Below are 22751 nucleotides of genomic sequence, written 5' to 3' on the forward strand. Positions count from 1 at the left end.
TATTAATTTTTTTTAAATGAAAATATTCTCAAAAGAACAAATTTATGCTGGTGATAAATTAACAGCAGAAAAACAAAATATATCTTCGACAGATTTAATGGAACGAGCTGGAACGCAAATTTTTAATTGGTTGCATATGCGTATGCAGGGCGCTCAAGTACCAATTCATGTGTTCTGCGGGATAGGAAATAATGGTGGAGATGGTTTAGTAGTTGCTAGGCATTTAATTACTCATGGTTATAATGTAAAAACTTATGTAATTAATTGTAGTGATAAACGTTCTAAAGATTTTCTTATTAATTATGATCGTATTAAAAACGTGACTAAAGAATGGCCAACATTATTAAGTTGTGCTGAAGATTTTAGTGAAATATTAATAGATGAAAAAGATATAATTGTAGATGCTATTTTTGGTATTGGTATTAATAGACCTGTAGATGATTGGGTAAAAGCCCTATTCAATCATTTTAGAATTACCAAAGCCTTTACATTATCTATAGATGTCCCATCAGGACTCTATACAGATAGAGTAGTGGATGATCCTGAAGCAGTAGTTAACGCAGGATATACACTTAGTTTTCAAACCCCTAAATTAGTTTTCTTTTTACCGGAAACTGCAAAATATACTGTGCAATGGGAAGTATTAGATATTGGTATAGATCCAGAATATTTATTTACAACGCCAACTGAAGCTGACTTAATTGGCAAAAACGAAGTGCTGCCAATATATAAACCAAGAGAAAAATATAGTCATAAAGGAACTTATGGGCATAGTTTAATTATAGGAGGAAGTTATGGTAAAATTGGAGCCGTAACTTTAGCAAGTAGAGCGGCATTAGCTGTTGGAGCAGGAAAAGTCACAGCATATGTTCCAAAATGTGGATATACTGCTTTACAGGCCTCTTTCCCTGAAGCTATGGTTATAACAGATACTGATGAGGATAAAATTACAAAAATTGATTTTGATATAGAACCTACAGTAATAGGTTTAGGTGTAGGTATTGGTACAAATACTAAAACGGTTTCTGCTTTAGAAGATTTCTTAAAAACGAATATAACTCCTTTGGTTATAGATGCAGATGGTTTAAATATTTTAGGTAAGAAGAAAGCACTATTAAAACTACTACCAGAACAAACTGTTTTAACACCGCATCCAAATGAATTAGAACGATTAATAGGTAAATGGAAAGATGATTTTGATAAGCTAAAGAAAACCAAAGCTTTAGCAAAAAAATATAATTTAATTATTGTTATAAAAGGAGCAAATTCTATAGTTGTTACTGCTGAAAAATTGTATGTAAATACTACTGGCAACCCTGGTTTAGCAACAGCTGGAACAGGAGATGTTTTAACAGGTATGATTACTGGTTTAATTTCCCAAGGATATGAGGCTATAGCAGCAACAATTTTTGCTGTTTATTTGCATGGTAAATCTGCCGATTTATTAATAGAAGATTTTGGTTACCAAAGCTTAATAGCTAGTCATGTTATTGAAGGTATTGGTGAAGCTTATTTGGATTTATTTAGGCAACCTGAGCAGCCTCAAGTTGAACAAGCGGATGATGGAGAAGAGTAGATAAATACAATGTAGTTATATAAAAAGCGACCGTAAGTACATACGGTCGCTTTTTTATTCTAGATTAAATAAATATTATATATTTTCTAATCCATTTAATAATTCTCTTAATTTAGAACTAGAAGGTCTAGGAGCATCGGCATTTACAACATTCCCAGCTGGATCTATTAATATAAACCTAGGAATTCCATTAATTTTGTAACCTTGAACAAAATCAGATTTCCATCCTTTGTCAGATAATATTTGAATACCACCTAATTCTTTTTCTTTAATCATTTTTTTCCAACCTTCTTTTGCTGCTGCTGCATCACCTTTAAAGCCTCTACCATCATCAACAGAAAGGCTTACGAACTCTATGTTTTTATCATGAAAATCTTTTTCAATTTCCTTTAAAGAAGGAATTTCTCTTATACATGGACCACACCAAGTTGCCCATACATCTATATAAACATATTTCCCTTTTAAATCGGCTAAAGAGGTTGTGCCTCCTTTTACGTTTTCATAATTAACAAAATCTGGAGAAGGTTTACCTATAAAATCTGCAAATTGGGTTGCTCTAGCTTTTTGCTGTTTATATGCTCCAGATATACCTTTATTAAATTGGCTAATTTGTAGTTTTTCGTTAGCAACCAACATAGAATCTAAACCGTTATTGTTGTTTTCTAAAAAGCCATTCATTTCTGTTTCAATTTCTGCTACTTTCTTTTTGAACTCATCTTCATCTAAATCAAAAATGCTAGGGTTTATTAGGTTTTCCTGCATTAATGCTTTTTTTACTAAATAGTTGTTTGATTCTGCTCCATTACCAGAAAATTTAATGGATTCATCAAATTCTTTAGTATCAAGAGTTAAGTTTAAATCATAACCATTTTTTAAAAAAACATTTGTTGACTCATTACCATCATATATACCATACATACCTTTTACAACTTTTAAAGTATCGCTAAAGGTTCCATCTTCATTAACTTTTATAGTTTTAGAAAACTGCCTTCCTTGATATACAAATAATGAATCACTATTCTTGTTAGCAATTTTGCCGGCTAGTGTTACGTAATCTTTAGGTTCTTCTTTACAAGCTATTACTGCTATTGCAGACAAGCATATTAATAATTTTTTCATCATGAGTTTTTTTATGGAATTATATATTAAGACTATTAAATAGTTCTTTTAATTTTGGATTAGATGGTCTTGGAGCATCAGCATTAACTATATTTCCTTGAGGATCTATTAAGATAAATCGTGGTATTCCATTAATACCATAATCAACTACAAATTTTGATTTCCAATCATTATCTGCCATTAGTTGTACACCACCAAGTTCTTCTTTATTAACCATGTCTACCCATTTTTGGTGAGAATCTGCAACATCAATAGATGTGCTTACAAATGCAATGTTTTTATCGTGGTATTCTTTTTCTATTTTTTTAAGAGAAGGAATTTCTGCTTTACATGGTCCACACCAAGTAGCCCAAACATCGACATAAACATATTTACCTTTTAAATCTGAAAGAGAAGTAGTGCCTCCTTTATGGTTTTCATAATTTACAAATACAGGAGACGGTTTTCCTTTTACTAAATTCTCTGCTCTTTCTAGACCCTTCTTTAATTCTTTCTTTACTTTTTCGTCTGTTGTATTGTTATTTAAAAATGCATAAGTTTCAGTTAAACTAGCATTAGCAGGAGACAAAGCCATACCTGCCAAATATTGAACAATTTTATTTTTTAATTCAGGAATTTCTATAGTGCTAATAGTACTTAAATCTGAAGGAGTAATACTATTATAATCCTCTAAACCTTCATAAATAGGGTCCATAACACTCTTAAATGCAAGTCGTTGATATGATGAAGATGTTTTGTAAGCATTAACATCATTATATATTAAATCTTTAAAAGCTTTAGGTAAAAAATTATCAGAGGTTTTAAAAGTATCATTCTTGGTAAAATAAGAATGTGCATTTTCATACTGATCTAAAGCTGCGTAAGAATCATATTCAAGATTTTTTAATTCAGTGTTAATAAAGTTTTTATCCAATCCTTCAGTTATATCTAAAGTCGATTTATGGCTTTCTTTTATTTCATTTACTTTTTCTTTAAATGCAGCTTCGTCAAGTGTATAAAATGATTGAGCATTACCTTTAAATTTCTTGTTATTTGAATTCTTAGATGCTAAATATGAACTTTCTTTTGCTCCAACACCAGAAAAACTAAAACCTAATGAGTCTTTTGTAATAGCAATATTAGCACCAGCTTTAAGGTATAAATTAGCACGTTCTCTACCCAAGCTTAAAGTATAAAATCCATTTTCTTTTATTGTTAAAGTATCTAAAAACTTACCTTCTGCATCAATAGCTATTTTTTCTTCAACATCACCGCCAATTAAAGTTATTTCTTTAGCTTTAGTATCTCCAAATTCACCAGATAGTATAGTATAGTCAATTTTTGGATCTTCTTTACAAGCTACAATTGCTATCGCGGAAATGCATATTAATAATTTTTTCATAACACAAAATTTATTTAATCAAAAGTAATGGATTATTCTTATTTTTTATCATTTTCATAAATTATTAACATTTCTTGCATATCAACTTCTGATTGTTGACTTTTGATGCTCTATAAATTAACTTTATGAGTACAGTACATTATATATCATCTAAAACATTAGATTTAACTACTATAAATGCTATTATAAACGAAAAAAAGCAAATAGCATTATCAGAAGAAGCAGCAATACGTATTAAAAACTGCCGCCTTTTTTTAGATAAAAAATTACAAGGAGAAACTAAACCGATTTATGGTATAAATACGGGGTTTGGCTCTTTATATAATGTTAAAATATCTAAGGAGAATTTAACGAAGCTTCAAGAAAATCTAATGATGTCTCATGCCTGTGGAACAGGAGAAGAAGTGCCGCAGGAAGTTGTAAAATTAATGTTGTTATTAAAAATTCAATCTCTTAATTATGGGCATTCTGGAAGTCAAATTGAAACGGTAGAGCGTTTAGTTGATTTTTATAATAATGATATTTTACCAATTGTTTATACTCAAGGCTCACTTGGAGCATCAGGTGATTTAGCGCCTTTAGCTCATTTGTCTTTACCATTAATAGGAAAAGGTAAAGTAAATTATAAAGGAAACGTTGTTTCTTCAGAAGTGGTTCTTAAAGAATTTAACTGGGAACCAATTCAATTACAATCTAAAGAAGGTTTGGCCTTGTTAAATGGTACACAATTTATGAGTGCTTATGGTGTGTATTTACTATTAAAATCATACAAACTTTCTTATTTGGCAGATTTAATAGGAAGTGTTTCTATAGAAGCTTTTGATGGCAGAATAGAACCTTTTAATGAACTAATCCATATAGTGAGACCACATAATGGACAATTAAAAACCGCTGGCCGTGTTCGTGAGTTTTTAGACGGCAGCGAGATTATTGGTCAAGCAAAACAGCACGTTCAAGATCCATACTCATTTCGTTGCATTCCTCAAGTACATGGGGCTACAAAGGATACTCTATCTTTTGTAGAGAAAACATTTACAATAGAAATAAATTCTGTTACAGATAATCCAAATATTTTTTCAAAAGAAGACGAAATTATTTCTGGTGGTAATTTTCATGGGCAGCCATTAGCTTTAGCTTTAGATTATTTAAAAATTGCTATGGCAGAATTAGGAAACATTTCTGAAAGAAGAATATTTCAACTTGTATCTGGATTAAGAGGTTTGCCTGCCTTTTTGGTTAATAATCCTGGATTAAATTCTGGATTTATGATACCGCAATATACAGCAGCAAGTATTGTGAGTGCTAATAAACAATTAGCATCTCCTGCTTCTATAGATTCAATTGTGTCATCAAATGGTCAAGAAGATCATGTAAGTATGGGAGCAAACGCTGCAACTCAAGCCTATACTTTAATAGATAATGTAGAACGTGTTTTAGCTATAGAACTCTTTAACGCTTCACAGGCATTACAATTTAGATCTCCTTTAAAGTCTAGTGATTTTATTGAATTGTTTTTACAAAGTTATAGGGTAGAAGTGCCTTTTATAGAAGAAGATGAAGTGCTTCATGACGATATTGCTGCATCAATTCAATTTATTCAAACTATAAATATTGATTCAAGTGAATTGTTTTCTTAAAGTTTATAATAAACATTAAATAAAACATACCTAGGAAAAACAAATGTTTCATCTAGCTCTAATACAATACCATTAAAAGATGAAGTATTGTTTGATTGGTTGTTTAAAATATTTTTTGCTTTCAATTCAAAACTCCAAGGATTATCTTCTTTATGATATAATATTGAAAAATTAAATGTATTAAAATCGCTATTTCTATCTATGGCGTTTTTACTTTTAAAATAAGTTTGAGAACCATCAATTTTAAAAGTCCATTTTTCTAATTCATGGGATAGCCCTAAATATATATTAGTAGAATTTACTATACTTTTAAAAGTATCACTATTGTTTATTCTGTTGTTGTAATTAATAGAAAAATCGTAATTTATATTTTCTTCAAAATTAGTTTTAAAATCTAAATACGTAGAAAATGTGTGATTCTTATTATTTGTAATAACATTATTAATAATAGATTTAAAATTAAATATTTCGTAACTAGGTGTCAAGCTAATATTAAAATATTTTCTATTATATTTTGTTCTTAGTCTTAAATGATAGCTTTCATTTGGAGTGTTTAAGGTTGTCGGAGAAGTTACATTATATATATTATTTAATACTGTCTGGTTTATCACTTCTTTAGATCTCTTTCTGTAAGTAAATGATGGATAATAACTAATGCTGTAAGATTTGTAATTTTTATAGTTTATAGAAAATACTTCGTATTTACTTAAAGGTAAATTCTCATCACCCAAGAATAAAGAATTAAAATTGCGTATTTGATTGCTAACAACACTATTTCTAAAGTGAAAAAAACGACTTTCGTTTCTATAACTTATTTTTAATTTTTTTTTATTTGTAGGCTCCCAACTTAAGATTGCATTTGGTAAAATAAAAGATTTGTTTTTGTTAAAGTTTATAGTAGATTGATCACTTTTCCAGTTGTTTTGTTCTAGAGTTATTTTTGTTTCTAGTAAAAAATTGCCAAAAACCTTTTTAGTTTCTATATAAAACTCAAATTTGTTATAATTGCTTTTTGTTTCATTTAAAAAATCTTGAAAAACATTTTGATTACCGTTATTTAGTTCTTGATAAGTAGAGTAATCAAAATTATTATGTAAATACTCATTTTTTATACCAAAATTTAAATGTGTTTTGCGGTTAACTATCCAATAATATTTTAATGTGGCATCTAGAATATTGTCTATATAATTATTTGGATTAACAATAGTATAAAAGTTAGAATTTTGAATTGGGATAGCATCGTTAAATAAATTATCTTGACTTAACCAATTATTTAAACCGTTACGTGTTTTGTTAGTATAACTAGTATTGAAAGTAAAGGTGTGTGTTTTGTTAATTTTATTTTTGTAATCTACAGCTAATGAAAATTTAGTTTCATCTAATATAGTATTGGTGTTATAATTAAAATTGTTATTTAAAAATTGAGTAGTATTTATAAAAGCACTTTTTAGGTCAGAAATATCTAAGCGACTCTCCATTTTTAATTCTGTATTATTATCACCTTTGTATTTATAATGAAGTTTTGAGAATAAAGCATGTAAATTGTCTTGAGTATTTGTTTTTCTAATTTGTTTACTATTATTATCTGTTACATAAGTATTTGAATACCTATTTTTGTATTTAGATTTATCTAACATACCAATAGCAAATATTCTAAACTCATTTTTTGTATTAGGGTTAAGTTGAAAATTTAAAGCACCAAATTTATGTTTGTTCTCATTAAAATCTTGTACACGAAAAGATTGTGCTAAACTCGAGCTATAAATATTTGTAATATTGTCTTTATCAAAACCGCCTTCAAAATCTATTAAATCTTTAATAGTAAAAGATTTTTCGTCTGTATTATTTAAATCACCAATTAAGTTATAAGTTGCTTTTGTTCCATATTTAAAAAACGTAGGATGTACTTTATATTTTTTATCTATACCAATACCAGCTTCTAAATCTCCAAAAATAAAATTTTTCTTATCATCTTGTAAATTGATATTTAAGGCAATTTCCTCACTATTCTCAATGCCTTTCATAAAAGCAGTTTCGTGGTAGTCATCAATTATCTCTACTTCTTTTACGACATCAGCAGGAATATTATTAACAGCTACATTAGTATTACCATTAAAAAATTTTTTATTTTCTACTAATACTTGTGTTACTTTTTTTCCTTGAGATTCCACATTACCTTTTTTATCTACTGTAACACCAGGTAATTTTTTTAAAACTTCTCTTAATTTACGTTCATTACCGTTTACGAAAGCAGATACATTGTAGGTAATAGTATCTTTTCTTACGTTAATATCTGGTTTGTATTCTAGTATAACTTCTTTAAGTTCGTTTGGATCTAGTTGTAGTGTGAAATTTTTTTTTAAGTTGTTTTTTTTAACAGTTAAGGTATCATTGTAAGTAATATAACCGATATGGCTTAATGTTAATTTGTAAGTAGTATTATCTTTTAGTTCTATGGAATAACTACCATTAGCTTTAGAAGTAGAAAAAGACATATTAGCTTCTTTATCTAAAGGAAAAGCTAAAATATTAACATTTTGTAAAGTATTATTATCTGACCCTGAAATATTACCATATAAAGTAGATTGAGAAAAACAAACAGTATTATAAAAAAACAATACTATTAGTATAATGTATCTCATAAATATTAATCTTTAGTTACTTTTCGTTCTTTTTTACGTAGTATTAATTTTTCTTTTATTGATATTTCTTCAGCATTCTCTAATTTGGGGATTTTAATTTTTTTTAAGTTTAACTTTATACTCTCAGGAGTGTATACAAAACCATTTCTGTTTTTTAATTCTAAAATTAGTCCAGGCAAGCCACCATATCCAATGGGGCCAAATGGAACAGGTATTTGGGGTGTATACCAAGCTTCTATAATATAATCTTTTTGACTACGTGTGTTAAATAGGGTTAATGTAGCCTTATAACATTCATAATTCTCAATTATTTTAGATTCGTTTGTAAGTTTCCAATTATTCATTTTAGAAGTATCTACTACTCTATATACTTTACTACTGATTTCAGAAATGTAAATTGTTTTTTTATCATTTACTAATTGATGAATCTCTTCTTTAGAACCAGAAGCAATAGATGCCATTATAGATGCTAGCTTTTTTATTGGAACATTTTTGTTTTTTTTAAAAAATGATTTTTCTTTATTATATACTAATTGGAAAGACATTAATTCTAACTCATCATGTATATCAGCTCTTTTTTCATTTGATAAATCTACTGTTGGAGTAATTATATATGTTATAACTCCATTTTGACAGTATGTTGAGTTAGACAAAAGTAATATTGTTATTATTGTAATAATGTTTTTCATAATTAAATTTTAATAAAATAAAAATAAGCCATCATAAGTATTTATAAATATGACAGCTCTTTTTTTAATCATCATTGTAAGTTCCCATGCAAAGCTCGTATCCAACACTATATGCATAATCTACATCTTCTTCTGTTGCTTCTCCAAAAATAGCTTCATACTGTTCAACCATTTGGCAACCTCTTAAATGACAATCCTTTGTGAACTCATTTTTTTCAAATGTAGTAGCATTTACAAGCGATACAAATAGCATTAGTGTAAACACACTACTTAAGACTTTTTTCATAATTTAATAAATTTAATTGGTTTATAATCAATCAAATTTAAAAGTAATATTTGTTTAAAAAAAATTAATATGTTATTATAAAATTTAATTTAAAACAATTTAATAATATGATCACGGATTCTTAGTCTAAATAGGTGTGTTTGTAGGTGTTGTTTTTGAGAATTTTAAGTAAATCTTGTTCTAGAGATTCTATTGGGGTTTCAACAATTCTATTTATTTCTTTCCCTTTTTTATATATAATTATTGTAGGAACATAATTTATAATCTTACCCAATTCTACCTTATTAGGAGATGTTTTCTTTTTGTCCAAACCAAATAATTTTAAGTTGTTTATATTATAATTAATACTATCTAATATTTTTAAAAACCGTGGTACTTGCCTTTGGCTATCGTTACACCAACTACCTAAGTAAATAGAGACAGTATAATCTTTGGGGATTTTTTTTAATTCTTCTAAATAGTTATGTTTTAGCCTGTATGTGTTATAATTTTTATTAAACCATTCAGTATGTTTTTCATCTTTTAAATCTAGAAGATTTATTTGTCCTATGAACATGGTTTCATTTTTTGGATTTTGTTTAGTAGTACCACAATTAAAAAAGGAGAATATTATAAGTGTTATTGTTAGTGTTTTTTTTTTGCTCATTGTAGTTATTTTAATATTTAAGTACTTTAAAAATATAAAGTGCTTCATGACGATATTGCTGCATCAATTCAATTTATTCAAACTATAAATATTGATTCAAGTGAATTGTTTTAACTGGCTAATTTAACTTGGTGAATTTTTGTGTTGAATAATTAGTTTTAATGAGTGTATTTGCCCAATTAATAGCATCATCATATAGATCAAAACTTTCAAACGGTTTTTTTAAGAAAAGTTTTTCTATTTCTATATTTTGAAGAGATAATGAGTTATTTGACACTACAGCAAAACCTAATAATTCATTAATTTTTGAAATTGAAAGATAGGTTATTGGATCTACAGAATAAGAGTGTAATCTATGTGATATATAGACAAAAGGCTTGTTTTTAATATATTCTTTTATAGTATTTATAATTTCTTTACTTACCGCTTCGGTAATATGTATTCCTTCTTTAATAATAGAAATTATTATTTGTCCTTCAATTTTAAGTGAGCAATAAGGGAGTTCAATTTGTTTCATTTATTAGGGATATAATGAGTCAAATGTATTGAACAAAGTTTAAAAATACATACGTTTTTTAATCAAATTTTAATTAATTAATATTAAAAATAAAGCCTACAAAATCAATAGGATTTTGTAGGCTTTAACCTCACTACAATAAGCATTTATTTATGACTCTGTAGGTTTTTCAGATTTTTCAATTTTTATAGTTATTTCATCAGTTTTTTTATCTAAATCCATAATAATTTTGTCTCCATCTTGAATCTGAGATGTTATTATTTCTTCGGCTAAAGCATCTTCAACATATTTTTGAATAGCTCTTTTTAAAGGACGAGCACCATATTGCTTATCAAAACCTTTGTCTGCAATATAATCTTTAGCAGCTTTGGTTAATTTAAGTGTGTAACCTAAGCCTTTAATTCTTGCTAATAGCTTATCTAATTCAATATCAATAATTTTGTTAATGTCTTCTTTTTCTAAGGCATTAAAAACTACAACATCATCAATTCTATTTAAAAATTCAGGAGCAAATGATTTCTTTAATGCATTTTGAATTACAGCTCTTGCGTTTGCATCTTCCTGAGATTTTTGTGAAGATGTACCAAAGCCCATTCCTGTACCAAAGTCTTTTAATTTACGAGCTCCAATATTTGAAGTCATAATAATAATGGTGTTTCTGAAATCAATTTTTCTTCCTAGAGAATCTGTTAAATATCCATCATCTAAAACTTGTAAAAGCATATTAAAAACATCTGGATGAGCTTTCTCAATTTCATCTAAAAGCACAACAGCATATGGTTTGCGTCTTACTTTTTCTGTTAATTGTCCACCTTCTTCATAACCTACATAGCCTGGAGGCGCACCAACTAAACGCGAAATAGCAAATTTTTCCATGTATTCACTCATGTCTATTCTAATAAGCGATTCTTCGCTATCAAACAATTCACGAGAGAGTACTTTTGCTAATTGGGTTTTACCAACGCCTGTTTGACCTAAAAAGATAAATGAACCTATTGGCTTATTTGGATCTTTAAGTCCTGCACGATTACGCTGAATAGCTTTTACAACCTTAGCAACTGCTTCGTCTTGGCCAATTACTTTTCCATTAATTAAATCTGGTAACTCGGCTAATTTATTACTTTCTGTTTGTGCTATACGATTTACTGGAACTCCAGTCATCATAGATATCACATCTGCTACATTGTCTTCAGTAACTGTAACTTTGTGTAGTTTTGTGTCTTCTTCCCATTTTTCTTGAGCAATAGATAGTTCTTTTTCTAAACGTTTTTCGTCATCTCGCAAACGAGCAGCTTCTTCGTATTTTTGCTTTTTAACAACAGAATTCTTAGTTGCTTTTACATCTTCAAGCTTCTTTTCTAGTTCAAGAATTTGTTTAGGAACATCTATATTAGTTATATGCACTCGAGAACCAGCTTCATCTAAAGCATCAATTGCTTTGTCTGGAAGAAAACGCTCAGTCATATAACGATTAGTTAACTTTACACAAGCTTCTATTGCTTCATCTGTATATTCTACATTATGGTGCTCTTCGTATTTTCCTTTTATATTATTTAATATTTCGATGGTTTCATCTACAGTAGTAGGTTCAACAATTACTTTTTGAAAACGACGTTCTAATGCACCATCCTTTTCTATATATTGTCTATACTCATCTAAAGTAGTTGCTCCAATACATTGTATTTCTCCTCTTGCTAAAGCTGGCTTAAACATATTTGAAGCATCTAAACTTCCAGTAGCACCACCAGCACCAACAATAGTGTGAATTTCATCTATAAAAAGAATAACATCGTCATTCTTCTCTAATTCATTCATTACGGCTTTCATTCGCTCTTCAAATTGCCCACGATATTTTGTACCAGCAACTAAACTAGCTAAGTCTAATGTCACAACACGTTTATTAAATAAAATACGAGAAACCTTTCGTTTTACAATTCTATTTGCTAAACCTTCAGCGATAGCACTTTTACCTACACCTGGTTCTCCTATTAATAAGGGATTGTTTTTCTTTCTTCTAGATAGAATTTGAGAAACTCGTTCTATTTCTTTTTCACGGCCAACAACAGGATCTAATTTTCCTTCTTCAGCCATGGCTGTAAGATCTCTTCCAAAATTATCTAAAACAGGTGTCTTAGATTTTTTATTGCCTTTACCGGTTGGTGTATTAAAAATATCTTTAGATTCATTGCCTTCATTAGCTTGAGCATCATCATCCTGAAAAGACTCAGCCTTTGGCTCTATGTAATTGTCGTCGTTTGTAATCATAGACTTAAATTGTTCTTTAACATTGTCATAATCTACTTTTAGCTTATTTAAGAGCTTAGTTGTAGGGTCGTTTTCATTTCTTAAAATACACAATAACAAATGTGCAGTATTAATAGAGGTGCTTTGAAAAAGTTTTGCCTCTAAAAAGGTGGTCTTTAGCGCCCGTTCTGCTTGTCTTGTTAGGTGTAAGTTCTTTTTTTCATTTGAGGTAATAGTTACGTTAGGATTTGCGGGACTCAATATTTCAACTTTCCGTCTTAGATGATTTAAATCTATATCTAGGGCGTTTAATATATTAATTGCTTTTCCGTTTCCGTCTCTAAGTAAACCAAGCATAAGGTGTTCGGTCCCAATAAAATCATGACCTAAGCGAAGCGCTTCCTCTTTGCTGTAAGCGATTACATCCTTTACTCTTGGTGAAAAATTGTCATCCATATTTTGTGTCCTTATCGTCATTAAAAATACTAAATCATATTACTAATGGCAAAAACTATTCCTTAAATAATATGAATGTAGCTAATAGACAAAAAAAAGTTTATTAAATCAAAACAATTAACAATAGAGTTATTAACGAAAACCAAGTGTTAAATTGTTAATAAATACTGTTAAAAAAAAACGTTGTAAAGCTTACTATGACTAATGAAATAATTATATTAGCACGTTTTGAAATAACTAGAAAATAATAACTTAAATATATATGGCAGAAGGAGAAAAACTTATCCCGATTAATATTGAAGATGAAATGAAATCGGCTTACATTGATTATTCAATGTCAGTCATTGTGTCACGTGCTTTACCAGATGTAAGAGATGGTTTAAAGCCTGTTCATAGACGCGTACTTTATGGTATGCATGAACTGGGTGTTAGAGCTAATAGTGCGCATAAAAAATCGGCAAGAATAGTTGGTGAAGTTTTAGGTAAGTATCACCCGCATGGCGATACTTCCGTTTATGATGCAATGGTACGTATGGCTCAAGAATGGAGTTTACGCTACATGCTTGTAGATGGTCAAGGTAACTTTGGATCTGTAGATGGAGATAGTCCAGCAGCAATGCGTTATACAGAAGCAAGAATGCGTAAGATATCTGAAGACATGTTAGCAGATATTGACAAAGAGACAGTAGACCATAAATTAAACTTTGATGATACTTTAGAAGAACCAACAGTATTACCAACGCGTATTCCTGGACTTTTAGTTAATGGTGCCTCTGGTATTGCAGTAGGTATGGCAACTAATATGCCACCACATAATTTAACAGAAGTTGTTGACGGTACCATTGCTTATATCGAAAATAATGATATCGAAATTGATGAGTTAATGCAACACATTAAAGCTCCCGATTTCCCAACAGGTGGTACTATTTATGGTTATGATGGTGTTAAGGAAGCATTTCATACAGGTCGTGGAAGAATTGTAATGCGTGCAAATGCAAATATTGAAGAAGTACAAGGCAGAGAATGTGTAATTGTAACTGAAATTCCTTATCAGGTGAATAAGGCAGATATGATTAAGAAAACTGCCGATTTAATTAATGATAAGAAATTAGAAGGTATCTCAACTATTAGGGATGAGTCTGATAGAAATGGTATGCGTATTGTTTATGTTTTAAAACGTGATGCTATACCAAACATCGTTTTAAATAAACTATATAAATATACAGCTTTACAATCTTCTTTTAGTGTTAATAATATAGCGCTAGTAAATGGTAGACCACAATTATTAAATTTAAAAGAATTAATTCACTATTTCGTAGAGCATAGACATGAAGTAGTAGTTAGACGTACAACTTACGAATTGCGTAAAGCAGAAGAAAGGGCACATATATTAGAAGGTTTAATTATCGCATCAGATAATATAGATGAAGTTATTAAAATTATTCGTGCGTCTTCTAATGCAGATGAAGCTCGTAATAATTTAATAGAACGCTTTAAATTATCTGAAATACAAGCGAAAGCTATTGTCGAAATGCGTTTACGTCAATTAACAGGACTAGAACAAGACAAGCTTCGTAATGAGTATGAGCAAATAATGAAGACTATTGAAGATTTAAAAGATATTTTAGACAAGAAAGAGCGTCGAATGAATATTATTAAATCTGAATTAGAAGTTGTTAAAGATAAATATGGAGATGAGCGTCGTTCTAAAATTGAATATGCAGGTGGAGATTTAAGTATTGAAGATATGATTCCAGATGAAAAAGTAGTTATTACTATTTCTCATGCGGGTTATATTAAAAGGACGTCTTTAACAGAATACAAAACACAAAATAGAGGTGGTGTTGGACAGAAAGCATCTACTACTCGTAATGAAGATTTCTTAGAGCACTTATTTGTAGGTACCAATCACCAATACATGTTGTTCTTTACGCAAAAAGGAAAATGCTTCTGGATGCGTGTATATGAAATTCCTGAAGGAAGTAAAACGTCTAAAGGTAGAGCCATTCAAAATTTAATAAATATTGAACAAGATGATAAAGTGATGGCTTTCATTTGTACTCAAGATTTAAAAGATGAAGATTATATTAATAGCCACTATGTAATTATGGCTACTAAAAAGGGTCAAGTTAAAAAGACTTCTTTAGAGCAATATTCTAGACCAAGAACTAATGGTATTAATGCAATTACCATTAAAGAAGACGATACTTTATTAGAAGCTAAATTAACTACTGGTGAAAGTCAAGTAATGTTAGCGCTAAAATCTGGTAAAGCTATTCGTTTCGAAGAAGCAAAAACAAGACCAATGGGACGTGGAGCATCTGGTGTTCGTGGTATTAGATTACAAGACGAAAAAACAGACGAAGTAATAGGCATGATTGCTGTAGATGACATGGAAAGCAATGTACTTGTAGTTTCTGAAAATGGTTATGGTAAAAGATCAAGCCTAGAAGATTATAGAATAACCAATAGAGGTGGAAAAGGTGTAAAAACTATATCTATTACAGAAAAAACAGGTAACTTAGTGTCTATCAAGAATGTAACAGATGAGGATGATTTAATGATTATTAACAAATCTGGGATTGCAATTAGAATGGCAGTGGCAGATTTAAGAGTAATGGGTAGAGCTACGCAAGGTGTAAAACTAATTAATCTTAAAGGAAAAGACTCTATCGCTGCAGTTGCAAAAGTAATGCATGAAGAAGAAGAGGACGTTCTCGACGAAACACTTGAAGGTACTGAGAACACTGAAGGTAAAGATAATGGCACGACTCTTGCTTCTAACGAAGAAGAATAAAACTTTAAATAATAAACAACTACTATTAAAATGAAAAAACAATTAATTCTCTCATTAGCTGTAATGGTAACATTTTTTTCTTTTGCGCAGAAAAAAGAATTGAAGATGTTAGAAAAAGCAGTTAAAAATAATAATTATGCAGAAGCTAAAACTGCTGCAAGTGGACTTGAATCTATGGTTGACTCTATGGATGATAAAATGAAAGATAAATATTATTTCAATAAAGCAAAAGCTTATTTTGCAAATGGCGCTGGTTCTAATCAAGATGTAATGGAAGCAGTTAAAAGTTTGAAGAATCTAAAAGAGAACACTAAGTATAAGTCTGAATTAGCTGAATTGAATCAATTAATGCAGAATGATTTTCTTCAAAAAGCAAATACTTTATACACAAATAAAAAATTCAAAGAAGCTGCTATGGCATTTGAAAATTTACATAGTATAGTGCCTACTGATGATTCATATCTATATTATGCTGCAGTAAGTGCTGTAAATGCTCAAGATTTTGATTTAGCATTAAAACACTATTCTAAATTGAAAGAATCTGGATATACAGGAGTTGAGACCGTTTATTATGCTACAAATAAGGAAACAGGAGAAGAAGAAGTATTAAGCAAAGCTACTAGAGATTTGTATGTAGGCAAATTAAAGACTCATATTAATCCTGGAACTAGAGAAACTGAATCTCGTACTGCAGAAATAACTAAGAATGTTGCACTAATATATGTAAACCAAGGGAAAACAGATAAGGCTTTAGCTGCAATTAAAGATGCTAGAGATGCAGATCCTAATGATACAGCTTTAATAATTACTGAGGCTAATGTTCAACTAAAACTAGGTAATAATGAAGCATATAGTAAATTAATTAAAGAGGCAACAGAAAAAGAGCCTAACAATAAAGATTTGTTATATAATTTAGGAGTTTTGTCTGCTGAAGCTGGAAATATCGATGAAGCAAAAGCATACTATGAAAAAGTAATAACATTAGATCCTAACTATGCAAATGCATTAACAAATATAGCTGCTTTAATTCTTGAAGGTGAAAATAAAATTGTTAAAGAAATGAATGGCCTTGGTAGTTCTGCTAAAGACGATAGACGATATGATGAATTAAAAGGTAAGAGACAAGATTTATACAAAAGTGCAATACCTTATTTAGAAAAAGTATTGGATTTAGATAATAAAAATACAGATGTTGTTAAAACATTAATGAATATTTATAGTGCAATTAATCAAAATGATAAAGCAAAAGCACTAAAAATAAAATACGGATTATAATAGATTTTAATTCTAAAAAAGCCGCTAATTAATTAGCGGCTTTTTTTATATGATCTTTTTAATTACTCTGAGTTTATGAGTATGTATTCGTTTGTCTACATTATATATTCCAGAGTGATCTAATCTATCAATTCTAACTTTTCCATGTGCGTGAATAATGTAATTGTCTTTCATTATAATACCAACATGTACAATTTGACCTTCAGAATTATCAAAAAAAGCCAAATCACCCGGTTCACTTTCTTCTATGAAACTTAAAGCATCTCCTTGAGTTGCTTGCTGTGACGCATCACGAAGTAAATTATAACCATTAAGTTTATATACCATTTGGGTAAACCCAGAGCAATCAATTCCAAAAGGCGTTTTGCCTCCCCATAAATATGGCGCATTTAAATAATTAAATGCGGTTTCAATTATTTCGTTTTTTGCTTTCTTTTTATTTGAAAAACCACCGTCGAAATGATGTTCTAAAAGCGATAAGCCGTTTAAAGAAGCCCCTAATGGAATAGAGTATAATTGTTGGTTTTTGTCTTGTACAAATTCAATTAAATCAGTAGATAATTTAGGTTGTTCTCCTTCTAATATTTTATACTCATCAAGAGAGAGTTCTATATATTGCTTATTATCTATCCAACCTTCATATTTATCAAATGCTAAACGTATTTTACTCCAAGATTTGCGTTGTTCCAAAACTTTAAAAACATCACCATATAATACCTGCGAAACCATTTCACTAGTATCGGTAGTTTCAAGTCTTAAAGGGACAATGCTTAAGTTACAAATGCCGTATTGCATTAAATAAATGTATTAGTTTCTTTCAATAACTACTGCAGATGCTCCGCCGCCACCATTACAAATAGCTGCAGCACCAATTTTAGCATTATTTTGTTCTAAAACATTTAACAGAGTTATTAATATTCTAACTCCAGAACATCCAAGTGGATGACCTAAAGAAACAGCACCTCCATTTACATTAACATTACTATCATTAAGTCCTAAAATTTTCATATTCGCTAAACCAACAACAGAAAATGCTTCATTAAACTCGAAAAAATCAACATCTTTTATATTAACCCCAGAACGATCTAAAGCTTTAGGTAAAGCTTTAGCAGGAGCAGTAGTAAACCATTTTGGCTCGTGTGCGGCATCTGCATACCCTTTAATTGTTGCTAGAGGTTTTAAACCTAATTCTGCTGCTTTTTCTTTGCTCATCAATACCATTGCTCCAGCACCATCATTAATAGTAGACGCATTTGCAGCAGTAACAGTTCCATCTTTTGTAAAAGCAGGTCGTAAAGCTGGAATTTTTTCCATTTTCACATTAGTATATTCCTCATCTTTACTAACAACAATGGCATCTCCACGTCTCTGTGGTACTTCTACAGGAACAACTTCGTTACTAAATTTCCCTGCATCCCATGCAGCAGCAGATCTATTATAAGATTGTATAGCAAAAGCATCTTGGTCTTCACGAGAGAATTCATATTCAGTTGCGCATGCATCTGCACAAACACCCATTGCGTTTTGATCATAAACATCTACCAAACCATCTTTTTGCATACCATCTACTAAGCTTGTTGGTCCAAACTTTGTAGCACTACGTGCATGAAAATAATGTGGAATTAAACTCATGTTTTCCATACCACCAGCAACAATAATATCTGCATCCCCTAAACTAATAGCTTGGGCAGCTTGCATTACAGTTTTCATTCCAGATGCACAAACTTTATTAATAGTAGTACACGGTACCGTATCTGGAATACCAGCAAATATTGCTGCTTGTCTTGCAGGCGCTTGTCCTGTACCAGCTTGTACTACATTCCCCATTAAAACCTCCTGAACTAATTCAGGCTTTAGATTAATTTTATCAAGTGCTCCTTTTATAGCAATTGCACCTAACTTTGGAGCAGGCACAGTAGATAAAGCACCTAAAAAACTACCTATAGGTGTTCTAGCTGCAGATACAATAACGACTTCTTTATTCATTTGTATGAGTATTTAATTTCCTGCGAAATTAATGATTTTTTAGGAAAAAGTAGAACCATACTACAATAATAACATGTATTAGAAAACAATATTTATTACATTTGAAACACATTATAAAAGCATTCGCTTAACTATGAAAGATCTAATCAATTCGTTTTACAAAAATCACTCACTAATTTATAAAGTTTTACTTTTTGTATCTACAACATTTCTAATTGTTTATTTATTTCCAAAAAGCGGAAAGTTTAAGTATAATTTTGAAAAAGGCAAACCATGGCAATCTGAAACTTTATATGCTCCTTTTAATTTTGCTATTCAAAAAACAGATGAAGAGTTATCTATAGATAAAGAACAAGTAGAAAAGAACTCAATAAAGTATTTTAATATAAACACTACTGTTTTTCCAGAGGTAAAAAAGGAGTATAATACCCAATTTAAAGTACTATTTCCAGATTCAGTTTATAATGCAACCCAATCCATAAGAAAAAAAGGAAACTCTATTTTAAATGAGTTATACTTAAATGGAATTTTAAATCAAAGTTTATCTTTATCTGACAATGCAAATATTACTATTCTAGAAGATCGAGTTGAAAAAAAGAAAACGAAGTTCTCTAAATTGTATAAGTTAAATGATGTTCGATCTAAAATAGATAGCGAATTAAAGAAAGCTAATTTAGAGCAATACATAAACCCATTAACAAATCTTTTTTTCAATATTGTAAAACCTAATTTAGAATTTAATAAAAACCTTACAGAAAAAGCACTTGCAGAATCTTTAAATTCGTTATCCTATACTCGTGGCAGTATTGATAAGGAGCAACTTATTATATCAAAAGGAGAGGTTGTAGAAGGTAATAAATATATAATATTAAAATCTTTAGAATATGAATACGAGTCTAAGGTCTGGAATGAATCTAACTACAATTTAATTGTATTTGCATATACCTTATTGGTAGCTTTAGCATTATTAATGCTATTACTATTTTTAAGAAAATATAGGTTAGATGTTTTTAATAATAACACTAAAGTTACTTTTATTTTCTTTAATGTGCTATTAATGGTCTTATTAACGACAATAGTTGTTAATTATAATTCAGCACTTATTTATATTGTTCCTATAGCAATACTTCCTTTAGTTTTAAAAGCTTTTTTTGATGCGCGATTAGGTTTATTTGCCCATGTAATTACTGTTTTATTATTAGGTTCTATTGTTTCTAATAGTTATGAATATATGTTTTTGCAAATTACAGCAGGGATTGTTACTATTTTAACGGTTTCAGAATTATATAAACGTGCTAATTTATTTATTTCTGTTGGACAGATAACTTTGATTTATATTATCGCCTATTTTGCATTTTTTGTAATTCATGAAGGCAGTGTTGAAACAATGGAATGGAATACTTTTGGGTATTTTGTGCTTTGCGGATTAGCAACCTTATTTGTTCAACCATTAATATATATATATGAAAAACTTTTTGGATTAGTTTCTGATGTCTCATTATTAGAGTTATCTGATACTAATAGTAATCTTTTAAAACGTTTAGCAAATGAAGCACCAGGTACCTTTCACCATTCATTAAATGTTGCAAATTTAGCAGAAGCAGCTGCAAACGAAATAGGAGCAAATGCAATGTTGACTAGAGTAGGAGCTTTATATCATGATATTGGAAAAATGAAAAACCCTACGTATTTCACCGAAAACCAATCATCTGGTTTAAATCCTCATGACGAATTATCATCAAAAGAAAGTGCTAAAATTATAATTAACCATGTAATTAATGGGATAGAAATTGCAAAGAAAAATAATCTTCCTGATCGTGTAATAGATTTTATAAGAACTCATCATGGTACAAGTACTGTTTATTATTTTTACATGAAAGAGAAAGCTTTAAATGAAGAAGTGGATATAAAAGATTTTAGTTATCAAGGACCAAAACCATATAGTAAGGAAACAGCAATATTAATGATGTGTGATAGTGTAGAAGCAGCTTCAAAAAGTTTAAAAGAACCAACTTCAACCAAAATAGATAATTTTGTAGAAAATATTCTAAATAAACAAATGGATGACGGACAATTTCTAAATGCTAATATTACTTTTAAAGAAATTCAGTCTATAAAAAAAGTGCTAAAGCACAAGCTTGCAAATATTTACCATTTAAGAATAGAATATCCAGAATAATTATTAAAAAAATTGAATAAATTTGTTGCGTTATATTAGATGTTATCTTACATTTGCATCCGCAATTTATTGCAACGTTCATATTACAATTGGAGAGGTGCCTGAGTGGCCGAAAGGAGCGGTTTGCTAAATCGTCGTACCTAGAAATAGGTACCCAGGGTTCGAATCCCTGTCTCTCCGCAATTTTTGATAGCCTATCGGGGTGTAGCGTAGCCCGGTTATCGCGCCACGTTTGGGACGTGGAGGCCGCAGGTTCGAATCCTGCCACCCCGACTTTAAAGTTTTAATATTACTTTATAATTTGCTAAGGGCTCTTAGCTCAGCTGGATAGAGCACCTCCCTTCTAAGGAGGCGGTCGAAGGTTCGAATCCTTCAGGGCTCACAGAATCCCTTTCATTTATTTGGAAGGGATTTCTTGTTTTTATATTCTTCTAAAATCATTATTTTTATTCTATGGCAAAAAAGGGCAGTGCTAAAAACACAAAAAACAAAGCGAAACATACTAAGCTGATGAATAGAAAAAAAAATAAAATTCGTCAAGAGAAAATAGCACATAAAGAGAGGTTAAGAGCTATAGTGACACGTGCGAAAAATAAAAATATTGAATAAATCTTCATTTATTGGTATATTCTTTAATTATTAACATAATTAATAAGAATTAATTAATTATTTATTACACAAGTACTTCTGTGTTATTAATATGTTAATATAATATTAAGTTTCAAAGGCTAAATCAAGCGTTGTCAACTCGATAAAATGCATTTAAACGATATTATATGCGTTTAATAGTGATTTTATTGCTTTTTGTCGAATTCTAATTTATTTCATGAAATTCACTGTATGGATATCCATAAATGAGTACTACTTTTGCGCCCTCAAATTAATTATTATAATGAAAAACCTACTTAACAAAACAGCGCTAGCAATAGTATTATTATCATTAACAAGTTGTTCTATTGAATCAGTTGAACAAGAATTAACCAATGATAATTCGCTAGAAAGTACTTTTAGTTGTACAAATTCTCACCCAGAAGCACGATTAACAAATAATGGAACAATCAATTTTTCATTCAAAGTATATGATGAAAATTTCAATCTTATTGTAGAACAGTTAAATGTTGCTCCAGGATCAAGTACAAACTGGTCGTCTTTTCCAGAAGGAAATGTTATTATCTCACTAGAGAATGATGTAACCGGAGTGTCTGAAATAAAAAAAGAAATACTTATGTCAAACTGTACTGTATACGATGTTACAGTTGCAACAGATAACACATTAGGAACAAATCAGCCAATATCTTTATAAAAACAAATAATTTACACT

The 22751-nt window shown here is 29.8% G+C and carries 17 protein-coding genes and 3 tRNA genes; 10 read left to right on the top strand and 10 right to left on the bottom strand.

Features of this window, described 5'->3' with window-relative positions; translation table 11 throughout:
• The first annotated feature begins 16 nt into the window (after window positions 1–16).
• Window positions 17–1576, top strand: coding sequence for an NAD(P)H-hydrate dehydratase (locus Q0997_RS06885; RefSeq protein WP_299886543.1), 1560 nt, complete (start codon window positions 17–19; stop codon window positions 1574–1576).
• A 75-nt stretch (window positions 1577–1651) separates the two neighbouring features.
• Here Q0997_RS06885 and Q0997_RS06890 read toward each other — a convergent pair whose 3' ends face one another.
• The gene (locus Q0997_RS06890; RefSeq protein ID WP_299886546.1) at window positions 1652–2695 is read right to left on the bottom strand and encodes a TlpA disulfide reductase family protein; all 1044 of its coding nucleotides are present in this window, start codon (window positions 2693–2695) and stop codon (window positions 1652–1654) included.
• 19 nt (window positions 2696–2714) lie between these two features.
• Window positions 2715–4076 (bottom strand): TlpA disulfide reductase family protein, encoded by a 1362-nt coding sequence (locus Q0997_RS06895; RefSeq protein WP_299886549.1) that lies wholly within the window; start codon window positions 4074–4076, stop codon window positions 2715–2717.
• Window positions 4077–4201: 125 nt separating this feature from the next.
• Between Q0997_RS06895 and hutH the strand changes: the two genes are divergently transcribed.
• Window positions 4202–5713 (top strand): histidine ammonia-lyase, encoded by a 1512-nt coding sequence (hutH, locus tag Q0997_RS06900; RefSeq protein ID WP_299886552.1) that lies wholly within the window; start codon window positions 4202–4204, stop codon window positions 5711–5713.
• Here the strand turns inward: hutH and Q0997_RS06905 are convergent.
• The 6 genes from Q0997_RS06905 to Q0997_RS06930 form a co-directional block, all read right to left on the bottom strand.
• Window positions 5710–8355: a carboxypeptidase-like regulatory domain-containing protein gene (locus Q0997_RS06905; protein ID WP_299886555.1), complete on the bottom strand. Its 2646-nt coding sequence runs from the start codon at window positions 8353–8355 to the stop codon at window positions 5710–5712. The genes hutH and Q0997_RS06905 overlap by 4 nt on opposite strands.
• Window positions 8356–8360: 5 nt before the next feature.
• Window positions 8361–9044, bottom strand: coding sequence for a GLPGLI family protein (locus Q0997_RS06910; protein WP_299886557.1), 684 nt, complete (start codon window positions 9042–9044; stop codon window positions 8361–8363).
• A gap of 64 nt (window positions 9045–9108) precedes the next feature.
• A complete protein-coding gene (locus Q0997_RS06915) occupies window positions 9109–9330 on the bottom strand; it encodes a hypothetical protein (RefSeq protein ID WP_299886559.1) in 222 nt (73 codons plus the stop codon).
• Window positions 9331–9451: 121 nt separating this feature from the next.
• Window positions 9452–9976: a thioredoxin family protein gene (locus Q0997_RS06920; protein WP_299886562.1), complete on the bottom strand. Its 525-nt coding sequence runs from the start codon at window positions 9974–9976 to the stop codon at window positions 9452–9454.
• 118 nt (window positions 9977–10094) lie between these two features.
• Window positions 10095–10493, bottom strand: a complete 399-nt coding sequence (locus Q0997_RS06925) for a hypothetical protein (RefSeq protein WP_299886563.1) — start codon at window positions 10491–10493, stop codon at window positions 10095–10097.
• 150 nt (window positions 10494–10643) lie between these two features.
• Window positions 10644–13193, bottom strand: coding sequence for an ATP-dependent Clp protease ATP-binding subunit (locus Q0997_RS06930; RefSeq protein WP_299886566.1), 2550 nt, complete (start codon window positions 13191–13193; stop codon window positions 10644–10646).
• A gap of 262 nt (window positions 13194–13455) precedes the next feature.
• On the opposite strand from Q0997_RS06930, the gene gyrA reads away from it, so the two are divergent.
• Both gyrA and Q0997_RS06940 read left to right on the top strand, forming a co-directional pair.
• On the top strand, window positions 13456–15990 hold the full coding sequence (gene gyrA / locus Q0997_RS06935) for a DNA gyrase subunit A (RefSeq protein ID WP_299886575.1): 2535 nt from the start codon (window positions 13456–13458) through the stop codon (window positions 15988–15990).
• Window positions 15991–16020: 30 nt separating this feature from the next.
• Complete coding sequence (locus Q0997_RS06940) at window positions 16021–17265, top strand: tetratricopeptide repeat protein (protein WP_299886578.1); 1245 nt, start codon at window positions 16021–16023, stop codon at window positions 17263–17265.
• A 45-nt stretch (window positions 17266–17310) separates the two neighbouring features.
• Here the strand turns inward: Q0997_RS06940 and Q0997_RS06945 are convergent, their stop codons facing one another.
• Together Q0997_RS06945 and Q0997_RS06950 are read right to left on the bottom strand one after the other, a co-directional pair.
• Window positions 17311–18060 (bottom strand): C40 family peptidase, encoded by a 750-nt coding sequence (locus tag Q0997_RS06945; protein ID WP_299886580.1) that lies wholly within the window; start codon window positions 18058–18060, stop codon window positions 17311–17313.
• Window positions 18061–18072: 12 nt separating this feature from the next.
• Window positions 18073–19251, bottom strand: a complete 1179-nt coding sequence (locus Q0997_RS06950; RefSeq protein ID WP_299886582.1) for an acetyl-CoA C-acyltransferase — start codon at window positions 19249–19251, stop codon at window positions 18073–18075.
• Between the two features lie 133 nt (window positions 19252–19384).
• Here Q0997_RS06950 and Q0997_RS06955 point away from each other — a divergent pair, with 133 nt between their 5' ends.
• From Q0997_RS06955 to Q0997_RS06980, 6 genes are all read left to right on the top strand, one after another.
• On the top strand, window positions 19385–21430 hold the full coding sequence (locus Q0997_RS06955) for an HDIG domain-containing metalloprotein (protein ID WP_299886584.1): 2046 nt from the start codon (window positions 19385–19387) through the stop codon (window positions 21428–21430).
• Between the two features lie 91 nt (window positions 21431–21521).
• Window positions 21522–21610, top strand: a tRNA-Ser gene (locus Q0997_RS06960).
• Between the two features lie 18 nt (window positions 21611–21628).
• Window positions 21629–21703 (top strand) — tRNA-Pro (locus Q0997_RS06965).
• Between the two features lie 35 nt (window positions 21704–21738).
• Window positions 21739–21812, top strand: a tRNA-Arg gene (locus Q0997_RS06970).
• A 71-nt stretch (window positions 21813–21883) separates the two neighbouring features.
• Window positions 21884–22039: a hypothetical protein gene (locus Q0997_RS06975; RefSeq protein ID WP_299886586.1), complete on the top strand. Its 156-nt coding sequence runs from the start codon at window positions 21884–21886 to the stop codon at window positions 22037–22039.
• Window positions 22040–22322: 283 nt separating this feature from the next.
• Window positions 22323–22733 (top strand): hypothetical protein, encoded by a 411-nt coding sequence (locus tag Q0997_RS06980; protein ID WP_299886588.1) that lies wholly within the window; start codon window positions 22323–22325, stop codon window positions 22731–22733.
• Window positions 22734–22751: the final 18 nt, after the last annotated feature.

The sequence above is a fragment of the uncultured Lacinutrix sp. genome (assembly GCF_947500325.1).
Taxonomy (GTDB): domain Bacteria; phylum Bacteroidota; class Bacteroidia; order Flavobacteriales; family Flavobacteriaceae; genus Lacinutrix.

Coding starts and splice junctions, on each gene's coding strand:
- Q0997_RS06955 (WP_299886584.1), top strand. CDS start 19,385: ATGAAAGATCTAATCAATTCGTTTTACAAAAATCACTCACTAATTTAT.
- Q0997_RS06975 (WP_299886586.1), top strand. CDS start 21,884: ATGGCAAAAAAGGGCAGTGCTAAAAACACAAAAAACAAAGCGAAACAT.
- Q0997_RS06925 (WP_299886563.1), bottom strand. CDS start 10,493: ATGAAACAAATTGAACTCCCTTATTGCTCACTTAAAATTGAAGGACAA.
- Q0997_RS06950 (WP_299886582.1), bottom strand. CDS start 19,251: ATGAATAAAGAAGTCGTTATTGTATCTGCAGCTAGAACACCTATAGGT.
- Q0997_RS06940 (WP_299886578.1), top strand. CDS start 16,021: ATGAAAAAACAATTAATTCTCTCATTAGCTGTAATGGTAACATTTTTT.
- Q0997_RS06945 (WP_299886580.1), bottom strand. CDS start 18,060: ATGCAATACGGCATTTGTAACTTAAGCATTGTCCCTTTAAGACTTGAA.
- Q0997_RS06980 (WP_299886588.1), top strand. CDS start 22,323: ATGAAAAACCTACTTAACAAAACAGCGCTAGCAATAGTATTATTATCA.
- Q0997_RS06895 (WP_299886549.1), bottom strand. CDS start 4,076: ATGAAAAAATTATTAATATGCATTTCCGCGATAGCAATTGTAGCTTGT.
- Q0997_RS06885 (WP_299886543.1), top strand. CDS start 17: ATGAAAATATTCTCAAAAGAACAAATTTATGCTGGTGATAAATTAACA.
- Q0997_RS06890 (WP_299886546.1), bottom strand. CDS start 2,695: ATGAAAAAATTATTAATATGCTTGTCTGCAATAGCAGTAATAGCTTGT.
- Q0997_RS06920 (WP_299886562.1), bottom strand. CDS start 9,976: ATGAGCAAAAAAAAAACACTAACAATAACACTTATAATATTCTCCTTT.
- Q0997_RS06915 (WP_299886559.1), bottom strand. CDS start 9,330: ATGAAAAAAGTCTTAAGTAGTGTGTTTACACTAATGCTATTTGTATCG.
- Q0997_RS06905 (WP_299886555.1), bottom strand. CDS start 8,355: ATGAGATACATTATACTAATAGTATTGTTTTTTTATAATACTGTTTGT.
- hutH (WP_299886552.1), top strand. CDS start 4,202: ATGAGTACAGTACATTATATATCATCTAAAACATTAGATTTAACTACT.
- Q0997_RS06910 (WP_299886557.1), bottom strand. CDS start 9,044: ATGAAAAACATTATTACAATAATAACAATATTACTTTTGTCTAACTCA.
- Q0997_RS06930 (WP_299886566.1), bottom strand. CDS start 13,193: ATGGATGACAATTTTTCACCAAGAGTAAAGGATGTAATCGCTTACAGC.
- gyrA (WP_299886575.1), top strand. CDS start 13,456: ATGGCAGAAGGAGAAAAACTTATCCCGATTAATATTGAAGATGAAATG.